Source organism: Cupriavidus sp. 2SB, assembly GCF_005503625.1.
GTDB lineage: Bacteria > Pseudomonadota > Gammaproteobacteria > Burkholderiales > Burkholderiaceae > Cupriavidus.
In genome coordinates this window covers 1-24709 of record NZ_SCMX01000089.1, presented here as the reverse complement: position 1 = coordinate 24709, position 24709 = coordinate 1, and the positions used below count along the sequence as shown (strand labels likewise).

Annotated in this window: 21 protein-coding genes; 10 read left to right on the top strand and 11 right to left on the bottom strand. The window is 64.3% G+C overall.

Annotated elements, in window-relative coordinates; all coding sequences use genetic code 11:
- A partial coding sequence (locus FFS21_RS27660; protein ID WP_137927895.1) for an MFS transporter occupies positions 1–793 on the top strand: 793 nt, incomplete at its 5' end.
- Between the two features lie 62 nt (positions 794–855).
- Here the strand turns inward: FFS21_RS27660 and arsH are convergent.
- The 7 genes from arsH to FFS21_RS27625 form a co-directional block, all read right to left on the bottom strand.
- A complete protein-coding gene (arsH, locus tag FFS21_RS27655) occupies positions 856–1620 on the bottom strand; it encodes an arsenical resistance protein ArsH (protein ID WP_137927894.1) in 765 nt (254 codons plus the stop codon).
- Positions 1617–2039, bottom strand: a complete 423-nt coding sequence (gene arsC / locus FFS21_RS27650) for an arsenate reductase (glutaredoxin) (protein ID WP_137927893.1) — start codon at positions 2037–2039, stop codon at positions 1617–1619. Before arsC ends, arsH begins: the two co-directional genes overlap by 4 nt.
- A 7-nt stretch (positions 2040–2046) precedes the next feature.
- A complete protein-coding gene (gene arsB, locus FFS21_RS27645; RefSeq protein WP_137927892.1) occupies positions 2047–3114 on the bottom strand; it encodes an ACR3 family arsenite efflux transporter in 1068 nt (355 codons plus the stop codon).
- A complete protein-coding gene (locus tag FFS21_RS27640; RefSeq protein WP_137927891.1) occupies positions 3111–3449 on the bottom strand; it encodes an ArsR/SmtB family transcription factor in 339 nt (112 codons plus the stop codon). The genes arsB and FFS21_RS27640 overlap by 4 nt, the downstream gene beginning before the upstream one ends.
- Before the next feature lie 150 nt (positions 3450–3599).
- Complete coding sequence (locus FFS21_RS27635) at positions 3600–4526, bottom strand: Bug family tripartite tricarboxylate transporter substrate binding protein (RefSeq protein WP_249359704.1); 927 nt, start codon at positions 4524–4526, stop codon at positions 3600–3602.
- Between the two features lie 74 nt (positions 4527–4600).
- Positions 4601–5611 carry an NADPH:quinone oxidoreductase family protein gene (locus FFS21_RS27630; protein ID WP_137927889.1) on the bottom strand — a complete coding sequence of 337 codons (1011 nt, stop codon included), beginning with the start codon at positions 5609–5611 and terminating at the stop codon, positions 4601–4603.
- Positions 5608–6834, bottom strand: coding sequence for a CaiB/BaiF CoA transferase family protein (locus FFS21_RS27625; protein ID WP_137927888.1), 1227 nt, complete (start codon positions 6832–6834; stop codon positions 5608–5610). The genes FFS21_RS27630 and FFS21_RS27625 overlap by 4 nt, the downstream gene beginning before the upstream one ends.
- A gap of 92 nt (positions 6835–6926) precedes the next feature.
- Here FFS21_RS27625 and FFS21_RS27620 point away from each other — a divergent pair, with 92 nt between their 5' ends.
- From FFS21_RS27620 to FFS21_RS27595, 6 genes are all read left to right on the top strand, one after another.
- Complete coding sequence (locus FFS21_RS27620; RefSeq protein WP_137927887.1) at positions 6927–7871, top strand: LysR family transcriptional regulator; 945 nt, start codon at positions 6927–6929, stop codon at positions 7869–7871.
- Positions 7872–8000: 129 nt separating this feature from the next.
- Complete coding sequence (locus FFS21_RS27615) at positions 8001–8396, top strand: DUF2946 family protein (protein WP_137927886.1); 396 nt, start codon at positions 8001–8003, stop codon at positions 8394–8396.
- A gap of 107 nt (positions 8397–8503) precedes the next feature.
- Complete coding sequence (locus FFS21_RS27610) at positions 8504–10609, top strand: TonB-dependent receptor (protein WP_137927885.1); 2106 nt, start codon at positions 8504–8506, stop codon at positions 10607–10609.
- A 9-nt stretch (positions 10610–10618) separates the two neighbouring features.
- Positions 10619–11335: an ABC transporter ATP-binding protein gene (locus tag FFS21_RS27605; protein WP_137927884.1), complete on the top strand. Its 717-nt coding sequence runs from the start codon at positions 10619–10621 to the stop codon at positions 11333–11335.
- Positions 11332–12744 carry a DUF3526 domain-containing protein gene (locus FFS21_RS27600; protein ID WP_137927883.1) on the top strand — a complete coding sequence of 471 codons (1413 nt, stop codon included), beginning with the start codon at positions 11332–11334 and terminating at the stop codon, positions 12742–12744. The genes FFS21_RS27605 and FFS21_RS27600 overlap by 4 nt, the downstream gene beginning before the upstream one ends.
- Positions 12741–14138, top strand: a complete 1398-nt coding sequence (locus FFS21_RS27595) for a DUF3526 domain-containing protein (RefSeq protein ID WP_171020508.1) — start codon at positions 12741–12743, stop codon at positions 14136–14138. The genes FFS21_RS27600 and FFS21_RS27595 overlap by 4 nt, the downstream gene beginning before the upstream one ends.
- 76 nt (positions 14139–14214) lie before the next feature.
- Here FFS21_RS27595 and FFS21_RS27590 read toward each other — a convergent pair whose 3' ends face one another.
- Positions 14215–15489, bottom strand: a complete 1275-nt coding sequence (locus FFS21_RS27590; RefSeq protein WP_137927881.1) for an ABC transporter permease — start codon at positions 15487–15489, stop codon at positions 14215–14217.
- The gene (locus FFS21_RS27585) at positions 15486–16190 is read right to left on the bottom strand and encodes an ABC transporter ATP-binding protein (protein WP_249359702.1); all 705 of its coding nucleotides are present in this window, start codon (positions 16188–16190) and stop codon (positions 15486–15488) included. The genes FFS21_RS27590 and FFS21_RS27585 overlap by 4 nt, the downstream gene beginning before the upstream one ends.
- Before the next feature lie 343 nt (positions 16191–16533).
- Between FFS21_RS27585 and FFS21_RS27580 the strand changes: the two genes are divergently transcribed.
- The gene (locus tag FFS21_RS27580) at positions 16534–18573 is read left to right on the top strand and encodes an FUSC family protein (protein WP_137927880.1); all 2040 of its coding nucleotides are present in this window, start codon (positions 16534–16536) and stop codon (positions 18571–18573) included.
- Here FFS21_RS27580 and FFS21_RS27575 read toward each other — a convergent pair.
- Positions 18557–19234: a type 1 glutamine amidotransferase domain-containing protein gene (locus tag FFS21_RS27575; protein WP_137927879.1), complete on the bottom strand. Its 678-nt coding sequence runs from the start codon at positions 19232–19234 to the stop codon at positions 18557–18559. The two genes, FFS21_RS27580 and FFS21_RS27575, sit on opposite strands and share 17 nt — an antisense overlap.
- Before the next feature lie 175 nt (positions 19235–19409).
- On the opposite strand from FFS21_RS27575, the gene FFS21_RS27570 reads away from it, so the two are divergent.
- Together FFS21_RS27570 and FFS21_RS27565 are read left to right on the top strand one after the other, a co-directional pair.
- Positions 19410–21125 (top strand): FAD-dependent oxidoreductase, encoded by a 1716-nt coding sequence (locus FFS21_RS27570; RefSeq protein ID WP_137927878.1) that lies wholly within the window; start codon positions 19410–19412, stop codon positions 21123–21125.
- Positions 21126–21133: 8 nt separating this feature from the next.
- On the top strand, positions 21134–21892 hold the full coding sequence (locus FFS21_RS27565) for an alpha/beta fold hydrolase (RefSeq protein ID WP_137927877.1): 759 nt from the start codon (positions 21134–21136) through the stop codon (positions 21890–21892).
- A gap of 58 nt (positions 21893–21950) precedes the next feature.
- Here the strand turns inward: FFS21_RS27565 and FFS21_RS27560 are convergent, their stop codons facing one another.
- Positions 21951–24401 (bottom strand): TonB-dependent siderophore receptor, encoded by a 2451-nt coding sequence (locus tag FFS21_RS27560; RefSeq protein WP_171020507.1) that lies wholly within the window; start codon positions 24399–24401, stop codon positions 21951–21953.
- Positions 24402–24709: the final 308 nt, after the last annotated feature.

Sequence of the window (24709 nt, the reverse complement as noted above, 5' to 3'; positions counted from 1 at the left end):
GGCCTTTGCGTTGGTGATGACGGGGCTGACTGTCGCCACCATCGTGGGGTCGCCGCTGGCCACGCTGATGGGACAGACCCTCGGCTGGCGCAATGCGTACCTGGCCGTATCGGCACTGGGCCTGTTATCGCTGCTGGCGCTGTGGGCCTGGGTGCCGCGCTCCAGTGCGCTGGATGGTGGGCCGGTGCTGCAGGAGCTTCGGGCGCTGAATCGCCCTGCCGTCTGGGCGATGGTGGTCGTGGCCGCCCTGGGCGTGGCGAGCATCTTCGCTGTCTACACCTTCATCGGTCCCCTCGTCACCGATGGCGCGCGGCTTGGCGAGCGCTGGATTCCGGTTGCGCTGGGCATCTTCGGCGTGGGCATGACGGCGGGCAATGTCATCGGCGGCTGGCTGGCCGACCGTCACCCCACGCGGGGACTGGTGGCCGGTTTCGGTAGCGCGTTGATCGTCCTTGCGCTGCTGGCCACAGGCGGGCAGAACGCCGGTGTCCTGATGGTCGGTCTGTTTGCGGTGGGCGCCACGATGATGGTCGCCATCCCGACCATCCAGGTCCGGCTGACCCAGGCCGCTCCCGATGCACCGACGTTGATGGGCGCGATGAACCTGGCAGCGCTCAACGTGGCGAACGCCATTGGCGCCTGGGCCGGCGGGCAGGTCATCGCGCAGGGACACGGCTTGCTGTCCGCAGTGTGGGCGGGTTTTGCGCTGACGCTGGCCGGGCTTGTGCTGTTCCTGCTGATTTCACGCAAGCGTGCAGTCGTTGGCAGGCCGAGCGAGGCCTATCCCGTCTGACCCAGAAACCGTGCCGGCATGGCCGGCACAGCGGGCAGGTGGTACGTCAAGCCCCGGTCGTGTTATTCCACTTCGCCGCTATCGGTGTCGCCAATTTGCGCGTCGTTCTCGTGACGCATGGCCGCCGCAGCGAGCGTTGTGGCCTGGGCGGACGCGGTTTCCTTGCGTTCGCTATAGCGATCCGTCAGATAGTCGCTGCGGTCCCGCACCAGCAGCGTGAACTTGTAGAGTTCTTCCATGACGTCGACCACGCGGTCATAGTAGGGCGACGGCTTCATGCGCCCCTCGGCATCGAACTCCTGGTATGCCTTGGCCACCGACGACTGGTTCGGAATCGTCACCATGCGCATCCAGCGTCCCAGCACGCGCAGCGCGTTGACGGCGTTGAACGACTGCGAGCCGCCGCACACCTGCATAACAGCCAGCGTGCGTCCCTGCGTCGGACGAATGCCGCCTATCTCCAGCGGCAGCCAGTCGATCTGATTCTTGAAGACCGCTGTCAGCGTGCCGTGGCGCTCGGGGCTGCACCAGACCTGGCCTTCCGACCATTCGGAGAGGTTGCGCAGCTCGACCACCTTGGGGTGATCGGCGGGCACGCTGTCGGCCATGGGCAATTCAAACGGATCGAATACGCGGGTTTCCGCGCCGAAGTGCTGAAGAATCCGTTCGGCTTCATGCACGAGCAAGCGGCTGTAGGACGTTTTGCGAAGCGAGCCATAGAGCAGCAGGATACGCGGCGGATGCGTGCTGACACGCTGGGATTCCAACTTGTGGAGATCGGGCGTGTCGAGCGCTGCCGGGACGATGTTGGGGAGATCGACCATCATCGAATCTTCCGGCCTTGCGCGTCAATCACGGCCTCGCCGTCTTCCTTGGTGAAGGCGCCTTGCTGCGGTGCCGGCAGGATGTCCAGCACGACTTCGGACGGCCGGCACAAGCGCGCGCCAAGCTCGGTCACGACGAAGGGGCGGTTGATCAGGATCGGATGGGCCAGCATGGCGTCGAGCAACTGGTCATCGCTCAATGCCGGGTCGGCGAGACCGAGTTCGGCGTAGGGCGTGCCCTTTTCGCGGATCGCTTCGCGAACGGTGAGGCCCGCTTCGCGGATCATCGCCTGCAAGGTCTGCCGGCCGGGTGGCGTGCTCAGATACTCGACAACAACCGGCTCGATGCCCGCATTGCGGATCATCGCCAGCGTATTGCGCGACGTACCGCACGCCGGGTTGTGATAGATGGTGACGGTCATGGGTGTCTCAATGCGATGCGTACCAGTGCTGCGAGCGGTTGACCACGCCAACCACGAGCAGCATCACGGGAACTTCGATCAGCACGCCGACGACGGTGGCGAGCGCCGCGCCGGATTGGAAGCCGAACAGGCTGATGGCAGTGGCGACGGCCAGTTCGAAGAAATTGCTCGCGCCGATCAACGCCGATGGGCCTGCGACGCAATGCGCGACGCCGAGTTTGCGATTGAGGAGATAGGCCAGCCCGGAGTTCAGCACGACCTGGATCAGGATCGGCACAGCAAGCAGCAGGATGATGAGAGGCTGGTCGACGATGGCGTTGCCTTGGAAGCCGAACAGCAGCACCAGCGTCGCAAGCAACGCGGCAATCGAGTAGGGGCCGAGGGAACCGACCACGCGCTGGTACGTAGCTTCGCCGCGCGCCAGCAATGCCTTGCGGATGAGCTGCGCGACCAGCACCGGCACGACGATGTAGAGCGCGACCGACGCGATGAGCGTATCCCATGGCACGGTGATCGATGACAGGCCCAGCAGCAGCGCAACGACAGGCGCGAAGGCCACGATCATGATGGCGTCGTTGAGCGCCACCTGCGACAGCGTGAAGTAGGGATCGCCCTTGCAGAGTTGCGACCAGACGAAGACCATCGCCGTGCACGGCGCCGCCGCCAGCAGGATCAAGCCGGCGATGTAGCTATCGAGTTGATCTGCTGGCAGCCACCCCGCGAACAGATGGCGCACGAAGATCCATCCGAGCAATGCCATCGAGAACGGCTTGACCAGCCAGTTGACGAAGAGCGTCACGCCGATGCCGCGCCAGTGTTCCGAGACCTGGCCCATGGCGCTGAAATCGATCTTGATCAGCATCGGAATGATCATGACCCAGATCAGCACGCCGACCGGCAGGTTCACCTGCGCCACTTCCATGGCACCAATGGCGTGAAATACCGATGGCAGCCATTGGCCGAGCAGGATGCCGACGACGATGCAGAACGCTACCCAGACAGTCAGATAGCGCTCGAAGAATCCGATGGCGCTGGGACGTTCTACGGCCCCTGCGGATTGTTGCGCCGTGCTCATTGTTTCGAGGACGCCGAGGCAACGGAACAAGCGGAAACCGGCGAGCACGGGTTGCCGCCGCAGCAGTTCTCCGTCAGATAGCCCAGCAAGTCATTCATGGTCTCGAAGCGGGCCATGTAGAGGATCGAGCGGCCCTCCTGGCGGCTGGCCAGCAGTCCGGCACGATGCAATTCCTTGAGGTGGAAGGACAGCGATGACGCTGGCATCTCCATCAGTTCGGCAATGCGGCCAGCGGCCAGTCCTTCAGGGCCGGCCTGTACGAGCAGGCGGAAGACGGCGAGGCGGACGGCGTGGGCCAGTGCCGCCAGTGCTTCGAGAGCGTGATCGGTTTGCATCGTTCGAATGTAGTCGAAATATCGAAGGGATGCAACCATGATTTCGGAGGGAATCGCGAGACTGACGTCGGGGAATGGTGGCGGATTCCATCGGCCAATGCCTTCGATGTTTCCGCCACGCTGCCGAACGACCTTCAGCGCCGAGCTGGCTTATTCGTCAGCCTTTGCGCCTGACTGACGCACGATTTCGGCCCATTTTTTTCCTTCGGAGACGTTGTACCGCGCAAAGTCTGCTGGCGAAGAGCCGATGGGTTCGGCGCCCATGTCGGCATATTGCTGGCGCACGTCCGGACGCTTGAGCGCCGCGGCCGCGTGAGCGGCCAGCTTTTCGACCACCGCGGGCGGAGTGCCGCGCGGTGCCCAGAGGCCATACCAGGTGCTGATTTCAAAGCCCGGCAGACCGGACTCCGCAACGGTGGGGACGTCGGGCAAGGCGCTGGCGCGGCGTGCGGTTGTCACCGCCACGGCACGCAGCTTTCCGGACTTGATGAAGGGCATTGCCGAAGGCATCGAATCAAACATCAACTGGATCTGCCCACCCATCAGGTCGGTCAACGCCGGTGCGCTGCCCTTGTATGGCACATGCTGCATCGAGACCTTGGCCGCCAGCTTGAAGGATTCGCCGGCCAGTTGCTGTGCCGAGGCATTGCCCGCCGAACCAAAATTCAGCGAATTGCCCTGGCGCCTGGCATACGCGATCAGGTCCTGCACGGTCCTGACCGGCGAGTTGTTGTTGACCACCAGCACCAGCGGCACGTCGGCCAGTTGCGTGATGGGAACGAAGTCCTTGAATGCGTCATAGCGCATCCTGGAATAGATGCTTGGGTTGATCACATGCAGCGAGGCATTGGCCAGTATCGTGTAGCCATCCGGTGTTGCGCGCGCGACGGCTTCCGCACCGATCATGCCGCTTGCACCGGGTTTGTTGTCGACGACCACACTTTGACCCAGGCTCTCGCTCATCTTCACGGCCACCACGCGTGCGAGCAGGTCGGTCGGTCCGCCGGCGGGATAAGGCAACACCAGGCGCAGGGGATGTTGGGGGAACTCCTGTGCCGAAGCGCCAGCGGACAGCATGGCGACGGCAGTTCCCGCCAACGCCAGGGCTGTGCGGAGCCGTGGCCACGCAGGTGTTCTGGTTGATGAAGTGTTCACGTCTCTGTCTCCTTGATTTTTATAGCTACCTTGCCAACTACCTTGCGGGATTCCAGCGCGGCGAGGGCATCGCCCAGGCCGGTAAGCGGATAGACTGCGGACACGGTCGGTTCGAGCTTTCCTTCCGCGGCCCATTGCAGCAACGTGGACATGACAGGCTGCAACGCGGACGCATGTTCTGCGCGCTCATTGGTCGGGGTCCAGCCGATGTAACGGCCAAAGAAGAATCCGTGCAACGTCAGGTTCTTGACCAGCAGCAGGTTGACGGGCGCTTGCGGAATGACACCGCTGGCAAAGCCAATGCTGAGGATGCGAGCGTTGGGCGCCGCTGCCCGCAGCGCTTGTCCAAAGAGGTCGCCGCCGACCGGGTCTACCACCACATCCGCGCCGCGGCCATCGGTGAGTGCCTTGACGGATGCCGCGAGATCTTCGGGCGCCAGCGCATGCGTGGCGCCTCGGCGCAGTGCCTCCGCGCGCTTGGCTTCCGTACTGGCGCAGGCGATCACGGTAGCGCCAAGCTGACGACCAATTTCCAGCGCGGCGAGACCAACCCCGGCCCCGGCGCCGAGCACCAGCACGGTGTCTTGCGCGCGCAGTCCGCAACGCCAGACCAATCCGCAATACGCGGTGCCATAAGACAAGGGAATCGGCAGCGCCGACGTTGAAGGCAGCGATTCCGGTACTGGGTAGACCGTGTACTCGGGGAGGGTCAGGCGCTCCGCATAGCCGCCCCAGTCGGCAATCGCAACCACGCGGTCGCCGGGGTGCAGTCGCGTCACGGCATGTCCGCAGGCCACCACGTGTCCCACCACCTCGGTGCCCGGCACGAATGGAAGCGGCGGGCGTCGTTGGTACTGGCCGGCAATCATCAGGCCTGTGGCATGGCTGACGCTGGCGAACTCCACGGCAATCGTGACCGCGTGCGGATCGGTCAGTTCAGGTTCGGCCACGCTCGCGAGTTCTACGTCCTTGACGCTGCCAAATTGCCTGCATACGAGTGCTTTCATTGCGCCTCCGCGAGTTGGGTTGCCGCCTGTCGCACCACACCTTGCTGCAACCATTGGTCGATGGCCTGTCTGGTGAAGCCCGCCTCCTGCAACAGTTGCACCGTATGCTCGCCGTTGTCAGGCGCCGGACCCACGGGGCGACGCATGCCCGTGGCGGGAATGCCGGCAAAGGGCAGTGCCCCCAGCCGGGGCTGTTCGATGGTCTGGAACGTTTGCCGATGCAAAGCCTGCGGGTGCTGCAGCACGTCGGCATAGGTGCGCACCGGCGCATGAAGTACATCGTGACGGGTCAGTTTTTCCTGCCACGCCGCAGTCGTGCCGGTGGCAACGATCTGCGCTACCTGCTGGTTCAGCAGCGCCGCATGCGCCATGCGGGACGCGTTGTTGTCAAAGCGTGCGTCACTCAGCCAATCCTCACGCTCAAGTGCTCGGCAGAGTTTGGCGAACTGGGCATCGTTCAGGGCAAGCAGCGTCACGCTGCCATCGAGCGTGGCATAGATGCCGTTGGGTGCGCTCACCGGTCCGGCAGCGGATGCACCCGCGATGGCATATTCGAGGAGATTGTTGGCTTGCAGCGCGCAGCAGGCGTCGAAAAGATTCAATTCGACATGGCCGCCGCGCCCCGTGCGAAACCGCCGGCACAATGCGGCGGCGCAGGCCTGGGCCGCGTAGAGGCCGGTGGCGGCGTCCGCCAGCAGCATGCCGATACGCCGGGGCGTGCCGTCAGCGTCGCGATTCGCGAACATGAGTCCGGTGTCGGCCTGCATCACGGAATCCGATGCCGGGTAATCGGCATAGGGTCCCTCGGGTCCGTAGCCGCTGATGGAGACATAGACCAGTTCCGGCCGCCGCCTGGCCAGTTCCTCATAGCCCACGCCCAGCCGCTCCGCCACTTGCGGGCGGAAATTCTGCACGACGACGTCGGCCCGAAGCGCCAGTTCCAGCAGCAGGTCCTTCCCCGCGCCGGTCGTGGCATCGATGCAGATACTGCGCTTGCCCGCGTTATAGGCGATGCCCAGCGCACTGGTGCTGCCATGCACAACACCGACCTTGCGGCCCCAGTCGCCAATTGGCGGTTCGACCTTGACGATTTCCGCGCCTTGCTGCCAAAGGATGTGTGCGCAATACGGGCCCGCAATGCCCTGGCTGATATCCAGCACGCGCAGGCCCGCAAAAGGCAGCGTTTCAAGGGTTGGATCGGTGTCGTGCGGGGCGTCTCGCATGGGGGTAACTCAGCATGAATTGGCTTGATGCCTATGCTAGGGTTACGCCTGCAGTGAAACAATCCTTCGATTTGTGCCAGTGGTGTTGACTCGTGATTGACAATAGCTTCGACCTCAACCTGATGCGCCTGTTTGTGACGATGGTGGAATCGCGCACGATGACGCTGGCCGCCGAACGCAGCGGCATGACGCGTTCCAACGTGTCGCGCCGCCTGAAGGTGCTCGAGCAACACCTCGGCGCGCAATTGATGCGAAGGACGACGCGGCACGTCGAGTTGACGGAGGCAGGACAACTTCTCTATGCGCACGCGCTGCGCATGCTCGATGAGCTGCAATCGGCCAGCACCGCGATCGACAGTCTTGGCACCGTAGTGCGCGGCGACGTGCGCATCCGCTTGCCTACAGGCCTGGGTCATCTCTATCTGACGCCCTTGCTTCTGGAGTTCGCCCGCGTCTATCCGCAGATATCGCTGCGTGTGGCGATCAATGACAACATTGGCGATCTGATTTCCGCGGAAGTCGATGTGGCGTTGAAAATTACCTCGCAGCCGCCGGATGATCATGTGGCACGACGCATCTGCGGCGTCGGCTGGTGCCTGTGTGCAACGCCGTCGTTTCTGGAAGGTCGCGCCCCAATCCTCAGTGTGGCCGACCTTGAGCGTTACGACATGATTGCACCGGCATCGCTGGGCCGGCGCTTCACGCTCAAGGTCTGGATGGCAGGCACGCCGCAGACGCTGCGCGTGTCACCGCGCATTCAGTCCGGCGACTATCCCTTTCTGCTCGAGTCCATGATGGCGGGCCTTGGCGTGGCGCTGTTGCCGCGCTATGCCGTCTGGCGGCAGCTACAGGCGGGACAGGTGCAGGAGGTGCTTGCAGAATGCGAGGCGGAGGGCGTGGGCGACAGTGTCTATATGCTGACGGCGCCAAGCCGCTATCCCACGCTGGCGACGCGCACGTTGATGGACTTCATTCGCATGCACCTGGAGCGGCAGGCCGAAAGCTGGGGGCAGAGCGCGAAACGTCAGCAAGCCTGACTCCAACATAACGTTCTCCAGTCACTGGCTCGCGTTGCCTTCAAAGTATTGCAATGCAACTCAATTGCATTTATTCTAGTATTCGCAACAGTGTTGCAAATACTGACTGAGCCTGCGCGCCCCGCTTCCTTGACATCCACCCGTCTGACCACCTGGATTCTTATCCTCCTTCTGCTGTTGCAGGGGTGGGCGGCGCTCGCACATGTGCATGGCAGGCATTCCGGCATGGGCGACGGATGGAGTATCGGCAGCAGCGAATTCGCGGCGCAAGCCAGCGTGGCAGGGGACACCACGTTCGCGTTGAACGAGTCCGCCGATGAGGACGGGCAAAGCGAGCCGACGGAAAGTTGCCGGTGCCTCTGGTGTTCCGCGCGGTTGCATGCGGTGGCGTGCCTGCTAATTCTGGCGGCCGTGCTGCTCGGCACGGTTCGCCATGTCGAGCGGCTTGTCTTTCGCGTCATCACACCCGTCTGGCGTACCCGCTTCGTGCCTCGCATAGGCTCGCGCGCCCCGCCCGCGATCTGAGTCTTCTGGCGCTCGCGAGTTGTGAGCGCTGTCTCCTTCCCTCCCTTTCCCTTTTTATCGCCGCCCTCACGCGCACTGTCGCGGGATGGCTGCCGGCCGTACCTACCATGCAAAAGAACAAGATGCCGCGCCTCACGCGCATTGCCGCGTTGATTTCCCTTGCCTTCAGCGGCCCCGGTCAGGCCGCGCCTGCCGATCCGGCCGAGACGGTCCTGCCAACGGTAAGCGTGGTGGCCGATACGTCGATCGACATGCAGGGCAAGCGCACCATCGTCACAACTGACAGCACCGGCCTGCCTGCGGTGGTATCCACGATTTCCCAGGAAGAACTGGGCACCATCAACATTGGCCGCGACATCTCGAACATGTTCCGCCGCGTGCCTGGCGTGGTTGCGAACAACATCGACCAGGGCGATACCGGCAACGGTTTTCGCATGCGGGGGTTTGCCACGCAGGGCACGCACGGTGCCGATACCGCGGTGTATGTCGACGGTGTGCCGCAGAACACGCCATCCAGTCAGGCGGGAGCGGGGCACGGTCCGGCCTTTCTCGAATGGCTCACGCCCGAGATGATCGGCCAGATCGATGTCATCAAGGGGCCGGTGTCGGCGCTCTATGGCGACCAGAACCGTGCCGGTGCGGTGCCGATAGCAACGGTCTCGGGCGATGTGCCATCGAGCATCTCGCTTGGCTTCGATCGGTACGACGGCAAGCGCGCTTCGCTCGTGCTGTCTGGCAGCTACGCGTTCCGGCCGGAATCGCCGCCGATCCAGTCGGTGTTCGTGGCCGACGTGTACCGCACGCACAGCTATCGCTACGACGGCAGCACGGACCGCGACAACTTCATGTGGAAGCTGACGACCAAGGTGGGCGATGGCATCTACAGCCTGCGGCTCAACCACTATCGCGCCGACTATCGTTCTGCGGGCTACCTGCTGCTCAGTGACCTGCAATCGGGCAAGGTCGATCCGCGCTCCACGCAGGCGGGCCTGCCCGGCTTCGGCAGCGGCAGGCGCACGATGTTCGCGCTCAACCGCGCGCCGGCGTCAGGGGGAGGCGGCTGGTACGCCACGGTCTACGGCGAAGCATTCGACCGTCAGCGCGGCATCACCAATACCAGCGCACAGCAAACCGTGGGCACCGACGACCGCAACATCTTCGGCGGGCGCCTCGCCAACAATTTCGTGTTCGGAGACCGGGCTGCATTGATGATTGGCGCCGAGCTGCGCCGCGATCATGGCGATGCACAGCGGCAGATCTGGATGAATGGCGTGCCGACCGCCAACTACGTCAATGCGCAGGGACTGAACCTGCTGACCTATGGATTGTTCGTGCAGGGGCAGGTCAGGCCGTTCGACTCGGTAAAACTGACTGCGGGCGTGCGGCGCGACTGGTTCGACTACGACATCGACAACCGCAAACTGCCGGGCGCCAGTACACACTATTTCTCGGGCGTGACGACGCCGAAGTTTGGCGCGGTCTGGTCCGTGCTGCCCCGACTCGATCTCTTTGCCAACGTTGCGCAAGGGTTTCGCTCGCCAGCGGCGGAGCAGATCAGCAGCAGCGGCGGCACGGGGCCACTGGGCGCACCCGGTGGCGTGATCTACGATGTGTCGCCATCGAAGGTGAAGTCCTATGACGTGGGATTCACCACCACGCCAGTGGACAGCGTGACCCTGACTGCCGCGGCCTACTACACGCTCAACGAGGATGAGATCGTCGCCCAGCCCGATGGCTCGTTCAAGTCCGTGGGCGACACCACGCGCAAGGGGTACGAGATCGAGGCGCGCTGGCGTCCGCTGCGCCAGTTCTCGATGTACGCCAGCTACGGTCACATCATCGAGGCCCAGGCCAACAACCCACTGCCGAATACCGGTGCAAAGCTGTCCGTGCCACGCCATCAGGTGAAGGTGGGCGCCGAATACAAGCAGAAGGTGCAGGCGGCCATGCTGACGCTGAATGCCGATGCCTACCTGACCTCGGGCATTCCGTACTACATGGGCACGCCGCAGACGCAGTTGCGCGACATGCCCACCTACACGCGCTTTGATCTGCGCGCGGTGCTGGACTGGAAGCAGTATCAATTGTCGGCATATGGCGTGCTGCAACCGCATCGCTTCTCGACCGAGGCTGCATACGGCAGCACGGCGGGATTGCTGGTGGCGCCGCAGCCCAAGTGGCAATTCGGCGTAGCTGGTCGCTATTTCTTCTGAGGCGGTCACATGCTCGACATCTCCGATCTGGTGGTGCGCCGGGGTCGCCGCACCGTCATTCACCACCTGAGCCTGGCTGTGCCGAAGGGAAAGGTCTACGCGCTGCTGGGCGGCAATGGCGCGGGCAAGACCACTACGCTGGATGTGCTGCTCGGATTGGTGACACCCGCCAGCGGTGTCGTCACGCTCGATGACATGCCGCTGCAGGACAGGCGCGTCAACTCCAGCCGCATCGCCTATCTTCCCGAGATCGTGGCGCTGTATCCCTATCTCACCGGAATCGAGAACCTGCGGTATTTCTGTGCGGTGGGCGGCATCGATCTCTCGCGTGAGCAGGCCGTGGGCTTGCTCTGCGCGAACGGCCTGCATCCCGAGGCACACGGTGTGCGCGTCGCGCAGTATTCGAAAGGCATGCGGCAGAAGGTGGGCCTTGCCATCGCACTGGCAAGGCCAGCGGCACTGTTGCTGCTGGACGAGCCCACGTCGGGGCTCGATCCGGGCGCGGCCGACGAGATGGCGCAGCGTGTGCGTCGCGCTGCTGACGGTGGCATGGCTGTCCTGATGACCACGCACGACCTGCTCAATGCGAAGCAGCTTGCGGATCGCATCGGCATTCTGCGTGGCGGCGTGCTGGTGGCCGAATTCGATGTTGGCACCATCGGCATCGAAGACCTGTTCCGCGCTTACCGGGCATGCATGCGTGACTGCGTGGAGGGCCAACCATGATTCGCGCAATCGTCGTGAAGGAAATGCGGGCGCAGTGGCGTGAAGGGCGGATGCCGATGCTGTGGCTGCTGGGCGTTGGTCTCATCGGCTTGATCCTGCTGGTGTCGGTGCAACGCTGGGAGAGGTTGCAGCAGGAGATCGCGCAGGTGGAAGCGGCCACGCGCCAGCAATGGGACGAGCAGGGCGCCAACCATCCGCATCGTGCGGCGCACTTTGGTCTGTACGCGTTCCGGCCGACCTCGACGCTGTCCATCATCGAGCCGGGACTGTCCGACTATTTCGGGCAGGCGCTGTGGCTGGAACCGCATCGACGCAATGTCGGCAGATTCGAACCCGCACAGGATGCCTTGCCGTCGATCCGGTTCGGGGATGTCAGCGCCGGATTCCTGCTGGCAACGCTGCTGCCGCTGCTCGTCATCGCATTGACCTACGATGCCATTGGCGCCGAGCGGCAGTCGGGCACGATGCGCATGCTGTATGCCAATGGCATGCGGCGGCGAGCGTGGATGGCGGGCAAGCTCGCCATGCCGATCCTGTGCCTTGCCAGCCTTGTGACGATGGCGATGGTCGCAGCGTTGTGGCTGACCGGATCGAGCGGGACACATGCGGACCTCGCGCGGACGCTGACCATGGGCGCGGCCTATCTCGCCTACGCGATAGTGCTCGGGGGTATCGGTGTTGCCGTGTCGATCCGTGTGTCGGCATCGCGCACGGCTTTGCTGGTGCTGCTGGCCTTCTGGCTGGTGACCACGGTTGCCATTCCGGCGGTGGCGGCGGGCGTAGCGGCGCGCGTGGTACCGCTGCCCACTGCGCAGTCCTTCTGGTCGGCCATCGAACGGGACTATCAGCAAGGCTTGCCCGGCGATGGCGACCTCGCAACGCGCGGGCAGCGATACGACAAGGCGTTGCTGGCGCGCTATGGCGTGAGTCGGCTCGGTGACTTGCCTGTGGGTGCGGCGGCGATGCGCAGGCTGGCGCGCGATGCTTACGCGGATCGCGTCCACACCTTGCATTTCGACGCGCTCTGGAAGCGGTATCAACGGCATGAAGACATGATGCGCATGGCGGCGCTGTTCAGTCCCGCGCTGGCGGTGCGCAACCTTGCCATGAAGATGGCAGGCACTGACCTCTCGCACCAGCGCCACTACGACGACGCTGCCGAGCACTATCGGCGCGTGGTCAATCGGACTATCGACGAATGGGACGTGGCGCATTCGCGCGGCATGCCTTCGTCGGATGCGCGCTACGCGGATGCTGCACTGTGGCGCGCGATTCCGACATTCCAGTATGCGTCGCCGTCCGCCGCGTTCGCGTGGCGGTCTGCCTTGCCCGAGATCGCGATGCTTGCCGCATGGGGCGTCATGGTGATGCTGGGCTTGGTGTGGTCGATGCGGAGGATGCATCCATGATGTGGCTGATTGCAGAATGGCGCCGCCTGTATCGACAGCGCAGCGCGCAGATCGGCCTGTTGGTGTTCGGCGGATTGCTTTGCCTCTACGCGGTCTTGTCCGGCGCGCGGGCGGAAGATTGGCGTAGCAAGTTGCGAGCATTGGGAGATGCGGATCGCGCGGTCGTCATCGAGGCGCACACGATGGCGTCACACCATCGTCCAGCATCGCCAGAGCAGGCCGCCGGTGCCGCATTTCACTTCGCGAAGTCGTCGGCGCCGCACGCGATGCTCGCGCCATCGGGCGGACTCGCCCTGGGCAGCAGCGCGCTCGATGTGTTGCCGCCGGCCGTCAGGGTGACGGTGGAGAGCCGCCACACCAGCAGCCGTCACGACGCCACATTGGCAAATCCACTGCTGCAGCGCTATGGTGGCTTCGATCTTGCCACGGCCATCGCATTGCTGACGCCGCTAGCGATGATCGCGCTCTGTGCGGGCATCGCGCAGGGCGCGCGTGAAGCGGGCACCTGGCGGCTGACGGTGGCGCATGGGTCGGGGCAGGGAAGATGGATTGCCGCCGCCATCGTCGTGCGCGCCGCTGCGGTCTGGATGGTTGGCGCTGTGGCGTCCTCGTTCGCATTCGCACTCGATAGTGGCGCAACCCTCAGTGCATACACCGCGTGGCTCGTGTTGCTCGCTGTCTTTGTGGCATGGTGGGCTGTCGCATGCGCGATGCTGAACCGGTTGCCCGGATCGGAAGCCACGGCCATCTTTGCGGGGCTTGGCTTGTGGGCCGTCACGACGTTTGGCGTACCGGCGATGCTGGGTGCGAGACTGGACCAGCAGATTCCAATCGCATCGCGCCTCGCGACAGTGGTCCAGATCCGCAACGTGCAGCAGCATGCGGAAGCGCAGATGCCTACGCTGGTGGAGGACTGGTATCGTGCGCATCCTGCATGGACACCCACTGTGCCGACGTCGCACAAATGGCCGGTGACCTTCCTGCCACGCTATATCGAGCAGGAAGCGCGTCTCCGCCCCATCATGGCCGCATTCCATGAGACACGGGCAGCGCGGTACGTGCAGGCCGAGCGATGGGCGTGGCTGTCGCCGGCGCTGTCGGCGCTGCACGTTGCAGACCGGCTGGCCGGGACGGATGCGCCGCGTTACGCGCGCTTCGCCGCCGCCGTGGATGCGCATGAGGCAGCCTGGCGCGCGTTCTTCGTTCCGCGTGTGATGAGCTATCGCGGCGTGTCATCCGAAGCGTACGGGCGTTTGCCCGCATTCACATGGGATGGTCAGTCGTCGGAGGGGGCGTGGCGTCTGATATGGCCGCTGCTTGGCTGTGCTGCACTGGGCAGTCTGGTGCTGGCCGGATGGCGGGGCAACAGATGGAAGGGCTGGCGCCTGCGGTGATCATGATGTGTGTGAATCGACCGTGATGCCCCGCATCGCATAGCCAGCGTCGCTCATCACATCGGCATGGTGTTCGTCAGAGGTGTGGCGTCATGCCATCGGACAAACTGAGCCGATAGGCGCGGAATGCAGGCCAAAGCGAGGCGAGGGCGCCAGCGGCGATGATTGCTGCCAATACGGGCAACTCGCTGGCTTGCGGCCACACGACCGGTAGTGCCATGCCGAATGTCGATGCCAGCCATCCCGCTGCAAGGAACGACACGCCGGACAGCAGCAGATAGCCAGCGATCGTGCCCACCAGCATCAGGCATACGCCTTCCGCGACGAGAAGCATGAGGACATCGCGCGGACGCGCACCCATGGCGCGAAGGATGGCCAACTCGCGACGCCGTTCTCCCAAGGCAGCCAGAATCGACGACATCAGACCGGCCAGGCCTACGGCGACCACCATCCACGACATCAGCAGCAACCCTTTCTCGATCATGCCGACGATATCCCACAGTTCGTCGAGCGCCACGCCAGGCAGCACCGCCATGAGCGGCTCCTTCTGGTCCTCGGCAATCTGTGACTGCACGGCGAAAGCGCGAGACCGCAGCTTCAATCCCACAAGTACGCCAGTCACTGTCTTCGGGGTCAGGTCGAACTTCTTGACGAGTTCCGCAGGGATGGCCATGCCCGGGATGGGCACGCCCGCTTGCCAGTCGAGGTGAATCGCCTCCATGCCAGCCAGGCCGATGTGGACTGTCCTGTCCACCGGCGTACCGGTCGGCGCAAGAATGCCGGTGACGACGAATGGCTTGTCGGCGTGCTTGAGCTCGTCGCCCATGGCCTCCATGCCGCTGCCATGGCCAAGAACGATCTTGTCTCCGAGGCGATAGCCGAGCCGACGCGCGACCTCCGCACCCAGAATGGTGTCGAAGATGCCATCCAGGCCTGGCCTGCCGTCTGCGATTCGCAATGGCTGCCTGTCGCCGTATTGGTAATGGCGGAAGTAGTCCGTCGTGGTGGCGAGTACCGGAAATCCGCGATGCGAATCGCCGAGTGACATCGGGATCGTCCACGCGACAAGCGGATGGCTTGCCAGGCGTTGGGCGCTATTCCAGCTCATGTTGTTCGTGGCGCTTCCGAGCCGGAACACCGTGTACAGCATCAGTTGGGTAGGACTCCCCCTTGCGCCGACAACCAGATCCGTTCCGGAGATGGATTGAGAAAACCCTTGCCGGATCTGATGGCGTAGTCGTTCAACGCCAAGCAGCATCGCCGTGGATAGCGCGATGGCGATCACCATCAACACCAGGTTGTGGCGCCGGTTCCAGGCGCTGCGCGCTGCGAGCCCGAGTATCGTGCTCATGGACGTTCTTCCCCGGTTGCCGGCATGGTGAACTGCATGTCAAACCGGGAGGCCAGCCGCATGTCATGGCTGACGAAGACCAGACTCGCCCCGGCGGCCTCGCATTCGCGCATCAGCAACGACATGAAGGCGGACTGGCGATCGGCGTCCAATGCAGAGGTGGGCTCATCGGCCAGCACAAGGCGAGGCCGGCCAAGCAGCGCGCGTGCGGCGGCAACCCGCTGCTGCTGCCCGACCGAAAGCTGGGCCGCAGGCCGTTGCCACAGTGACGCATCCAGATTCAGCCTGCCGAGCAGCATCTCCGCCGCATCGCCAATGGTCGGCCCTTGCGCCAGCGCGCGTTCGCGGCGCTGTCGGGAGAATCGGCATCCGAGCAATACGTTGTCCTTCACGGACAGATAGGGAAGCAGATTCAGTTGCTGAAAGATGATGCCCATGTGTTCGGCACGATGCCGGTCGCGCTGCGCGGCACTCAGCTTGCGCAGCGCGGTGTGCTGCACGACGATTTCCCCCTGCTGAGGCACAAGCACCCCGGCAATGAGGTTGAGCAGCGTGCTCTTGCCGCTGCCACTCGGACCCGAGACGAACACGCGCTCGCCGGCACGCAGTTCCAGCGCAGGCATTGCAACGCTCGGCACCGACTGCCCCGGCCAGCGAAACGCCACGTCCTGGATCGACAGCACAGGTTCCACGTCTTTCACTTCCGGTCACCTGCCAGTGCGGCGGTTTCGTCGCGACAGGGCAATGCGACCCTGACGCCGCGGCCAAGGATGCCAGTCGCCACGGGAATGCGTTGGAAAGTCATGCTGCGCCACGCCAAGGGGGAGAGGAGAATTCGCGATATTAATGCAACAGTGTTGCATTGTCGATCATGCCGCGAAGTCTCGGTGCTTCAACCTGGAAATGGAAGACTGCTGCGCGCGTCCGGTCAGGTGGACCGCTCTCATCACGCCAAACGGAATTCGCGCATCCTGGCAGGTAACCTGACCCCGGCATGCACTAGGCTTCTACGCAATCGGAGATGCATGAGAGGTGGAGCATGCGATGCGCGTAATGGGCAAGCTGGTATCCCTCGTCAACCGCCGGGCGTTGCGGACCGAAGGGCACGTGTTCGCGGTAACGCCCGAGCGCATTGCGTGGATGGAGGGCTTTCAGGCGTTGGTGGCGATGGCACCGATGCTCTGCGCGGCGGTGCTGCTCGACCGCTCCGAGATCGCGTTCGGCGCGGTGGCGGCGTTCTGGACTTGCCTGTGCGATCCGCAGGGTTCCACCGCCGGACGGCTGAAGGCGATGGGCATATTCATCGCGCTCGGCGCGGCCGTTCTGCCAATAGCCGCGTACAGCGCGCATTTCGGATTTGCGGCGAGCGTGGCGGCGTTGCTCGTTCTGGTATTTCTCTGCGGCCTGACGCGCTCTTACGGCCCCGTGCTGGGGCCGATGCCGGCACAGGCCGGCTTGATCGCTTCGCTGGCCGTGGTCATCGGCATTGCATCCCCTGCACCGTTGTTGGGCGCACTGGTGCAGGCCGGATACTTCCTGCTCGGCTCGTTGTGGACAGTGCTGTTCTGTGTGGTGTTGTGGCCCGTGCCGTTTTCGCAGAGCGCCTGCCGGACCTTGGCATCATTGTTCGGGCGGCTCGCGGACATGGCCGGTGTTCTGCAAGACCTCGATCCCGGCACCGGGCGGGATGCCGAGCGATGGATCGCGTTCGATACGGTGTATCGGCGCGGCGTGCGGTTGTCGATCGAGCGGGGCAGGGCGCTTGCAGCGCATGACCTGCGGACCGGCGCGATCCTGGGGCCTGGGATCGACGCAGCAGGCAGGGTGTTCTCCGCGCTGATCGCCATCGGGCATTTTCGTCGGCAGACCACACGGATACCCGATCCCGATGTCGCGTCCCTGCTTGACGATCTCCATCGGCTGTTGAGCGATGTGACCCTGCAGGCCGAAGACGGGATGCCATTTCCGCCGCAGTTGGCCGCGCAGGTGGAGATCTTGCTGCAGCGCATCGATGGCCGCAACGACACGACTGCGCGGGCGGTGGCGTTTGCGGCAAAGGCAATCGGCCGCGTGGCACGCCGGGAGGCATTGGAGCCAGCGCCGACCGCAACGTCGGCAACGCCTCGCGGTTGGGGCGTGCCTGACGCCATGGTGTGGCGCCACGCCCTTCGCGTAGCCGTGGCATCCGGCCTGGCATACGTGGTCGGCACAATGTTCAGCGTCACGTTTGCCTACTGGGCGGCGATTGCCGCAATCGTGGTGACACAGCCGCTCTCCGCGAACACATGGCTACGCATTGTGGAGCGCGCGGTGGGCACGTTGGTGGGTGGCTCGATGGCTGCGGTGTTGCTGGCGTCACTGTCGAGCCCTGCTGCGATGGTCATGGCCATCCTGCCGCTGGCAGCCGTGACGGTTTCACTGCGGCTGGTGAACTACGGGCTGTTCGTGATCTTCCTCACGCCGATGTTCATGTTGCTCTCGGATTTCATTCATCCGTCCGGTGGACTGATTGCCGCGCGCCTGACCAATGAATTGCTCGGCGCGATGGTCGGCGTGGCCGCGAGCTTCCTGTTCTGGCCAGAAAAGGAGCGCCACGTGCTGGAGACCGCGATCAAGGCGTCGCTCTCCGCCAATATGGCGTTCGCCTCCGCCGTACTGCGTCTCGATTGTGATGACGCGTCAACGCTCGACCAGCTTCAGCGTGACGCCGGCCTGGCCAGCACGCGGCTGGAAGTGGCGCGCGAACGCATGCTGCTGGAAGGCTACTGGCGTTCGGCGCGTTTCGAGCGGCTGCAGCAAGTCATCGTCGCGATTCGGTCGGTCTGCGGTGCGGCGGCGGTGATCGAGGTGTTGCGCAGTGGTTTGCCCGACGAAGCAGACCGTCAACGCGCCGCACGATACGAGGCGTTGACGGCCAGCCTGCTGGCGATGCTGGATGCGGGGCCGGGCGTGCAAACTGCCCCGGACCCGGCGCTTTACCGTGATACGTCCGGAGACGAACTTGACCTGGCAGTCCGGCACCTCGTGACGACGCTGCCGGACCTCGTTGCCGGTCGCGCCGCGTTGGCTACTTCGCCGCGTTGAGTGCCTCGACAATGGCTTTGCCCACCGCCGCGCCGGAAGCGGGGTTCTGGCCTGTGATCAGGCGGCCATCGACAACGAGCTTCTCCTGCCAGGGCGCCACCGAAGAGAACTCGGCGCCTTCCTCGCGCAGCGCATCTTCGAGCATGAAGGGCACATCGTCCTTGGCATAACCGTTTTCTTCGGCGTTCGAGAATCCCGTCATCCGCTTGCCCTTGACGAGCGGCGTGCCGTCGTCGAGCTTGACCCCCACCAGCGCGACGGGGCCGTGGCACACCGCGGCCACGACCTTGCCGCCGTTCCATGCGCGCAGCACGGCAGCCTTCACGTCGGGATCGCTGGCGATATCGACCATCGGCCCCAGGCCGCCCGGAAAGAAGATGGCGTCGTAGTCGAGCACATCGACTTCCGACAATTTGCGGCTGTGCGCCATCCGGCGGATCGCCACGCTCTTGCTGAACGCGACCTGCGACGGGTCTTTCTCGTCGAAGCCGTCAAAGGGTGGGTTGCCCCCCTTGGGCGATGCGTACTCGATGGCAATGCCGGCGGCGTCGAGCACCTCGTACGGATGCGCGACCTCGGGATAGAAGTAACCGGTGCGGCGCTTCTTCGGTCCGATCTCTGCGGCGTTGGTGAGGATGAACAGCACGTGCTTGACGGTCATGGCGGGGCTCCGTGGAATGTGCGCGGGCATTGCGCGATGCGCCGTTAAGCCTAGTCAAATTGGCGCCGGTCCGATAGCGCCTTGCGTTGACGACTTCGATGGGCTAACACCTATCAGGTTGTCCCGTCCGCAATACCTTCACGATCTGCACTGGACCCCGGCAGTGGAGCCTTCGATGACAAGCGATGCCCCCAGCACAATGACTTCGCGCCGCGAGCAGATGTATCCGCGGATCACGGAAGCCGAGATCGAGCGCATGATGCGCTTCGGCACGCCGCACACCTACGAGACCGGCGTGCACCTGCAGACAACGGGCGTGCGCACGCCCGGCATGTTCCTGATCCTGCGCGGCGTCGTCGCCATCATCCAGCGCGACGGCATGGGCAATACGCGTCCCATCGTCCAGTTCGGGCGCGGCGACTTTGCTGCCGAACTGGGTGCGATGTCCGGCAAGCCGTCGCTGGTGGATGCCGTGGCGATTGGTCGCGTGGAGGCGCTGTTGATCGCACCGCGTCAGTTGCGCGCGCTGATCGTGGCCGAGGCCGACCTTGGCGAGCGGCTGATTCGCGCGTTGATCCTGCGGCGTGTGTCGTTGATCGAATGGGCGGCAAGCGGGCCCGTGCTGATCGGTCGCACGGGTTCGGCCAATCTATTGCGGCTCGAAGGATTCCTGCGCAGCAACGGCGAACCGTATCGCGTGCTCGATGCGCAATTCGATGCCGACGCGGCGGCGTTGATCGAGGAGTATGGGGCGGCGCCCGGAGAAGCGGTGGCCGTCTGTCCCGATGGATCGGTACTCGTCAATCCGACGGAAGCGGCACTGGCACGCTGCATGGGCATGGTGGATACCGAGGAGCGCCACGAGATTTTCGATGTTGCGGTGATCGGTGCGGGGCCGGCGGGTTTGGCGACTGCGGTGTATGCGGCATCCGAGGGGCTACACGTGGTGGTGCTGGATCGCCGCGCCTATGGCGGGCAGGCCGGTGCGAGTGCGCGCATCGAGAACTACCTGGGTTTTCCGACGGGGATATCGGGTGCGGCATTGACGGGGCGCGCGCATGTGCAGGCCGAGAAGTTCGGCGCCGAGATCCTGATACCGGCCGAGGTGCAGCGGCTCGATTGTTCGCGCTCGGCATCGGATCATGCGGTGCGATTGCAGTTGACCGATGGACGCTGGCTGCGTGCACGCACCATTGTGATTGCGAGCGGTGCGCGCTATCGTCGGCCCGCCGTGCCCACACTGTCGGACTACGAAGGCAGGGGCGTGTGGTACTGGGCTTCGGCCATCGAGGCGCGGCAATGTGCGCAAGCGGAAGTGGCGCTGGTGGGCGGCGGCAATTCGGCAGGGCAGGCTGCGGTGTTTCTGTCGCAGCATGCGTCGCGCGTGCATGTGCTGGTGCGTGGCCCCGGGCTGAAGAGCAGCATGTCGCGTTACCTGATCGATCGCATTGGTGCCGCGCGCAATATCGAAGTGCGACCGTTCACCGAGATCGTCACGCTGCACAAGGGTGACTGCAACGGCCTGATTGGTGTGACGTGGCAGGACCGCCGCTCGGGCGCCACGGAAATGAAGGCACTCAAGAACATCTTCCTGTTCGTCGGGGCCGACCCTGAAACGCAGTGGCTGGGCGATTGCGGTGTGCTCACGGACCGATCCGGATTTGTGCTCACGGGGCCGCACGCAGAGATGCCGGGCATGGAGCGCGAGCTTGGCGCACTGGAAACCTGCGTGCCCGGCGTGTATGCAGTGGGCGATGTGCGGTCGGGATCGATCAAGCGTGTGGGCGGGGCGATTGGCGAAGGCGCGGCAGTTGTTGCGCAGATTCATCAATACCTTGCCTTGTTCAGTGATCCGCCTGCGGTGGACGAGATGCCAGCCGCGCGAACGTAGGAGCAGATATGTCCAGATTCGTTGCCTTGTGGCGCGCACTATCGATGGTGTTGCTGGCCGCTTTCGCAAGCCTTGCCGGCGCGCAGCAGCAGCCTGCGAAGACCGTGGTGCTGGTTCACGGCGCGTTTGCCGATGGCTCGTCATGGCAGAAAGTGATACCGGAACTGCAGAAGGCGGGGCTCAGGGTCGTGGCGGTGCAGAATCCGCTCGATTCGCTGGAGAATGATGTGGCCGTGACCCGGCGCGCGATCCGCGAAGCCGACGGGCCCGTGGTGCTGGTGGGACATTCCTGGGGCGGGGTCGTCATCACGGAGGCGGGCAACGATCCGAAAGTCCGCTCGCTCGTCTACGTCGCAGCATTCGCGCCGGACACCGGACAGTCTGCACACGATATCGCCGGAAAATATCCACAGCCGCCCGGGCAGCAAACCTTCGTCAAGGATGCGGACGGCTTTCTGAAAGTCAGCGACGAAGGCGTGCGCAAGTACTTCGCCGCCGATCTCACCCCGACGGAACAGGACGTGATCGCAGCCGTGCAGGGCAGGTTTCATGTGCGCACCCTGACCGCGCCGATCAGCCAGGCGGCATGGCGCACGCGTCCGTCTTTCATGGTGGTGTCCATCAACGACACGATCATCTCGCCGCAGCTCCAGCGCGATCAGGTACAGCGCGCGAAAGCCACGGCCATTGAGGTGCCATCGAGCCACGTCGCGATGCTGTCGCATCCCAAGGCAGTCGCGGATTTGATCGTGAAGGCGGCAAAGTAGGGCGCTTCGACGTGCAACTGCGGCGCGTCGAAGCGGTATCCCATCCTCCACCCATCCCTCAGAACTTGTAGCTCACCGTTCCCAGCACGGTGCGGCGGCTGCCGTAATAGCATCCCGTCGCGGAGATGCACGTGTTGACGTAGCGGCGGTCGAACAGGTTCGTGGCGTTGACGGCCACCTTCACGCCACGAAGCTGCAGCGGCGATTTGGCAAGGTCGTAGCTGAGTGCGGCGTCGAACAGCGTGGCGGCGGGTACGCGGTAGACGTTGGCCGCATCGCCGTAGGACTTGCCGATGTAGCGCACGCCTGCGCCGATGCCGAATCCTTGCAGTGCGGTGGTGTGGAACTGGTAGTACGTCCACAGCGAGGCCTGGTGCTGCGGCACGAAGGGCAGCGCATTGCCGAGCGTGCCGGCGCCGCGTGCGTTGGCATTGGCTTTCAGCACTTCGGTGTCGGAGTACGCATACGAGGCCACCACGTCGAGTCCGCGCGCGAGGCTCGCCTTGCCTTCGAGTTCCACACCACGCACGCGGGCTTCGCCGCTCTGCGTGTTGAAGTTGGTGTTCAGCGGATCGGGCGTCAGGACGTTGGTCTGCCGCAGGTCGAACGCCGACAGCGTGACAAAGGCATTCACGCCCTTGGGCTGATACTTCACGCCAACTTCGGTCTGACGGCCGCGCGTGGGTTCGAACGGCGTCCCTGCGCGCCCGGTGCCTGCCTGCGGCTGAAACGATGTGGCAAAGCTGGCGTAAGGCGCGATGCCATTGTCGAACTGGTACACCACGCCCGTGCGCCCCGTGAAGGCGTTGTCGCTCTGCCGGGAGTTGACGGTGTTGCCGGTCTGCGCGGTCAGCGTGTTGGTATCGCTGCCAGCCCAGTCGTAACGGCCACTGAGCAGGAAGGTCCATCGGTCGATAGCGAGGCTGTCCTGCACGTAGCCGCCCACCTGATGGCGGCTCTGGTCCACGCGCGTGCCGAGCGGCGGACGCGTGACGGGTGCGCCATAGACCGGATTGAAGACGTCGATGGCGCGCACGGCTACCAGTTGCGATTCTTCGTAGCGCGCGTCCTCGTACTGATAATCGACGCCAAGCAGCAGCGTGTGTTGCACCGGTCCCGTGCGGAAATTGGCTTCGGCCTGATTGTCGATCGAGAACACACCGCTGCGTTCCGGGAAGGCCCAGCCGTAGCGGCTTTCCGTGCGCAGGTCGGGGTTCATCGCCAGGCCCTGCACGCGCTGGGTATCGGTGTCGATGTAGCTATAGCGGGCGTTCTGACGGAACTGCCACGTCTCGTTGGCCCGATGCGCGAACTTGTAGCCGAACAGCATCTGCTCGCTCTCGAACTTGTCGTAGGCGGGTTCGCCGATAAACCGGTTGCTCGGAATGCTGCCGTTGGGATTGGGCAGCAGCGTGCCGGCAGCCGGCAGCGCCGGCGATGCACCGCCGCCGTCGGAGCGGATCTTCTGGTACTGCGCCATCAGTGTTAGCGACGTGTCCGTGCTGGGCCGCCATGTCAGGCTCGGCGCCACCATCACGCGGCGCTCGTCGATGTAGTCGAACTCCGTATTGGTATCGCGCGCGAGTGCCACCACGCGATACAGCAGCTTGCCTTCCTCGTCCACGGGGCCGGTCAGGTCGAACGCGCCCTGAGCGCGGTCATGGCTGCCGGTTTGCAACACCACCTCGCGCGAGGTCTGCGCCTGCGGCAGCTTGCTCACCAGATTCAGCAGGCCACCCGGCGAACTCTGGCCGTACAGCACGGAGGCGGGACCTTTCAGCACTTCCACGCTTTCCAGCGCATACGGATCGATGCGGGGCTGCGAATAGCCGCGCGCGCCATAGGGCAGGCGCAGGCCGTCGAGGTAGCGCAGCGGCACGAAGCCGCGCACGGCCAGCCAGTCATAGCGCAGGTCGGTGTCGCCATACTGGTTCACCACGCCAGGTGTGTATTGCAGCGCCTGCATCACGCTCTGCACGCCCTGCTCGTCCATCTGCTCGCGGGTAACCACGTTGATGGTCTGCGGAATGTCGATCAGGGGCGTGGAGGTCTTGCCGCCACTGGTACGAAGCGGCACAACGCCGTCGGCGGCGGCTGAGCGGTCTGCGCTATCCATGCGCACCGTGACCAGCGGCAGCGTGGCGGCACCGGACTCGACCGGCGCATGGACGATGGAGAAGGTGCGCGGCCCGTTGCTGACCACGCGTAGGCCGGAGCCGGCCAGCATGCGGGCCAGCGCATCTTCGATCGTCAGCGTGCCACGCACGGCTGGCGCACGCAGGCCATCGGCGAGATCCGAGGCAAAGAGGATCTGCGCGTCGCCCTGGCGGGCCAGCGCAGCGAGAGACTGTGCCAGCGGCTGGGCAGGAATGTCGATGGGTCGCGCGGCGCTTTGCGCGATGGCACCGGCAGTCAGCATGGCGGCGAACAGGGGAACCAGCGCGGCAAGCGGGCGCACGGCACGGCGAGAGGCGAGCGCAGCGGCCCGCCGACGATTATTGAAAATCACGAGAACTCCTGATGGCGGACCGATCCGATTCGGCCGTTTCATGGAGTTGCCGTCTCACGTCGTGGGTTTGTACACCTTCGGGGTGAAAATTTTTTTGGTGGGCTGATGCGTGTACGAAATGCCATCGCCCGTTGTTATGCGCTCCCCTCTCCCACGCAGTGGGAGAGGGGTGGGGGAGAGGGCATGCGGTTCAAAGGGCCTGTCAGGAATTTTGTGTGTAGGGCATAACATGTCGTTAAGGAGCATGTATGCCACGCAAACCGAAAGCCCCATTGCGGGAATTGCCCGCCATCCCGAAGGAATTAATT

Bases quoted from the DNA above. Each gene is read 5' to 3' on its own strand.
- FFS21_RS27605 (WP_137927884.1), top strand. From the start codon at position 10,619: ATGCTCGACATCTCCGATCTGGTGGTGCGCCGGGGTCGCCGCACCGTC.
- FFS21_RS27565 (WP_137927877.1), top strand. From the start codon at position 21,134: ATGTCCAGATTCGTTGCCTTGTGGCGCGCACTATCGATGGTGTTGCTG.
- FFS21_RS27570 (WP_137927878.1), top strand. From the start codon at position 19,410: ATGACAAGCGATGCCCCCAGCACAATGACTTCGCGCCGCGAGCAGATG.
- FFS21_RS27575 (WP_137927879.1), bottom strand. From the start codon at position 19,234: ATGACCGTCAAGCACGTGCTGTTCATCCTCACCAACGCCGCAGAGATC.
- FFS21_RS27630 (WP_137927889.1), bottom strand. From the start codon at position 5,611: ATGAAAGCACTCGTATGCAGGCAATTTGGCAGCGTCAAGGACGTAGAA.
- arsB (WP_137927892.1), bottom strand. From the start codon at position 3,114: ATGAGCACGGCGCAACAATCCGCAGGGGCCGTAGAACGTCCCAGCGCC.
- FFS21_RS27610 (WP_137927885.1), top strand. From the start codon at position 8,504: ATGCAAAAGAACAAGATGCCGCGCCTCACGCGCATTGCCGCGTTGATT.
- FFS21_RS27625 (WP_137927888.1), bottom strand. From the start codon at position 6,834: ATGCGAGACGCCCCGCACGACACCGATCCAACCCTTGAAACGCTGCCT.
- FFS21_RS27595 (WP_171020508.1), top strand. From the start codon at position 12,741: ATGATGTGGCTGATTGCAGAATGGCGCCGCCTGTATCGACAGCGCAGC.
- FFS21_RS27580 (WP_137927880.1), top strand. From the start codon at position 16,534: ATGCGCGTAATGGGCAAGCTGGTATCCCTCGTCAACCGCCGGGCGTTG.
- FFS21_RS27600 (WP_137927883.1), top strand. From the start codon at position 11,332: ATGATTCGCGCAATCGTCGTGAAGGAAATGCGGGCGCAGTGGCGTGAA.
- FFS21_RS27640 (WP_137927891.1), bottom strand. From the start codon at position 3,449: ATGCAAACCGATCACGCTCTCGAAGCACTGGCGGCACTGGCCCACGCC.
- arsC (WP_137927893.1), bottom strand. From the start codon at position 2,039: ATGACCGTCACCATCTATCACAACCCGGCGTGCGGTACGTCGCGCAAT.
- FFS21_RS27590 (WP_137927881.1), bottom strand. From the start codon at position 15,489: ATGAGCACGATACTCGGGCTCGCAGCGCGCAGCGCCTGGAACCGGCGC.
- FFS21_RS27635 (WP_249359704.1), bottom strand. From the start codon at position 4,526: ATGCTGTCCGCTGGCGCTTCGGCACAGGAGTTCCCCCAACATCCCCTG.
- arsH (WP_137927894.1), bottom strand. From the start codon at position 1,620: ATGATGGTCGATCTCCCCAACATCGTCCCGGCAGCGCTCGACACGCCC.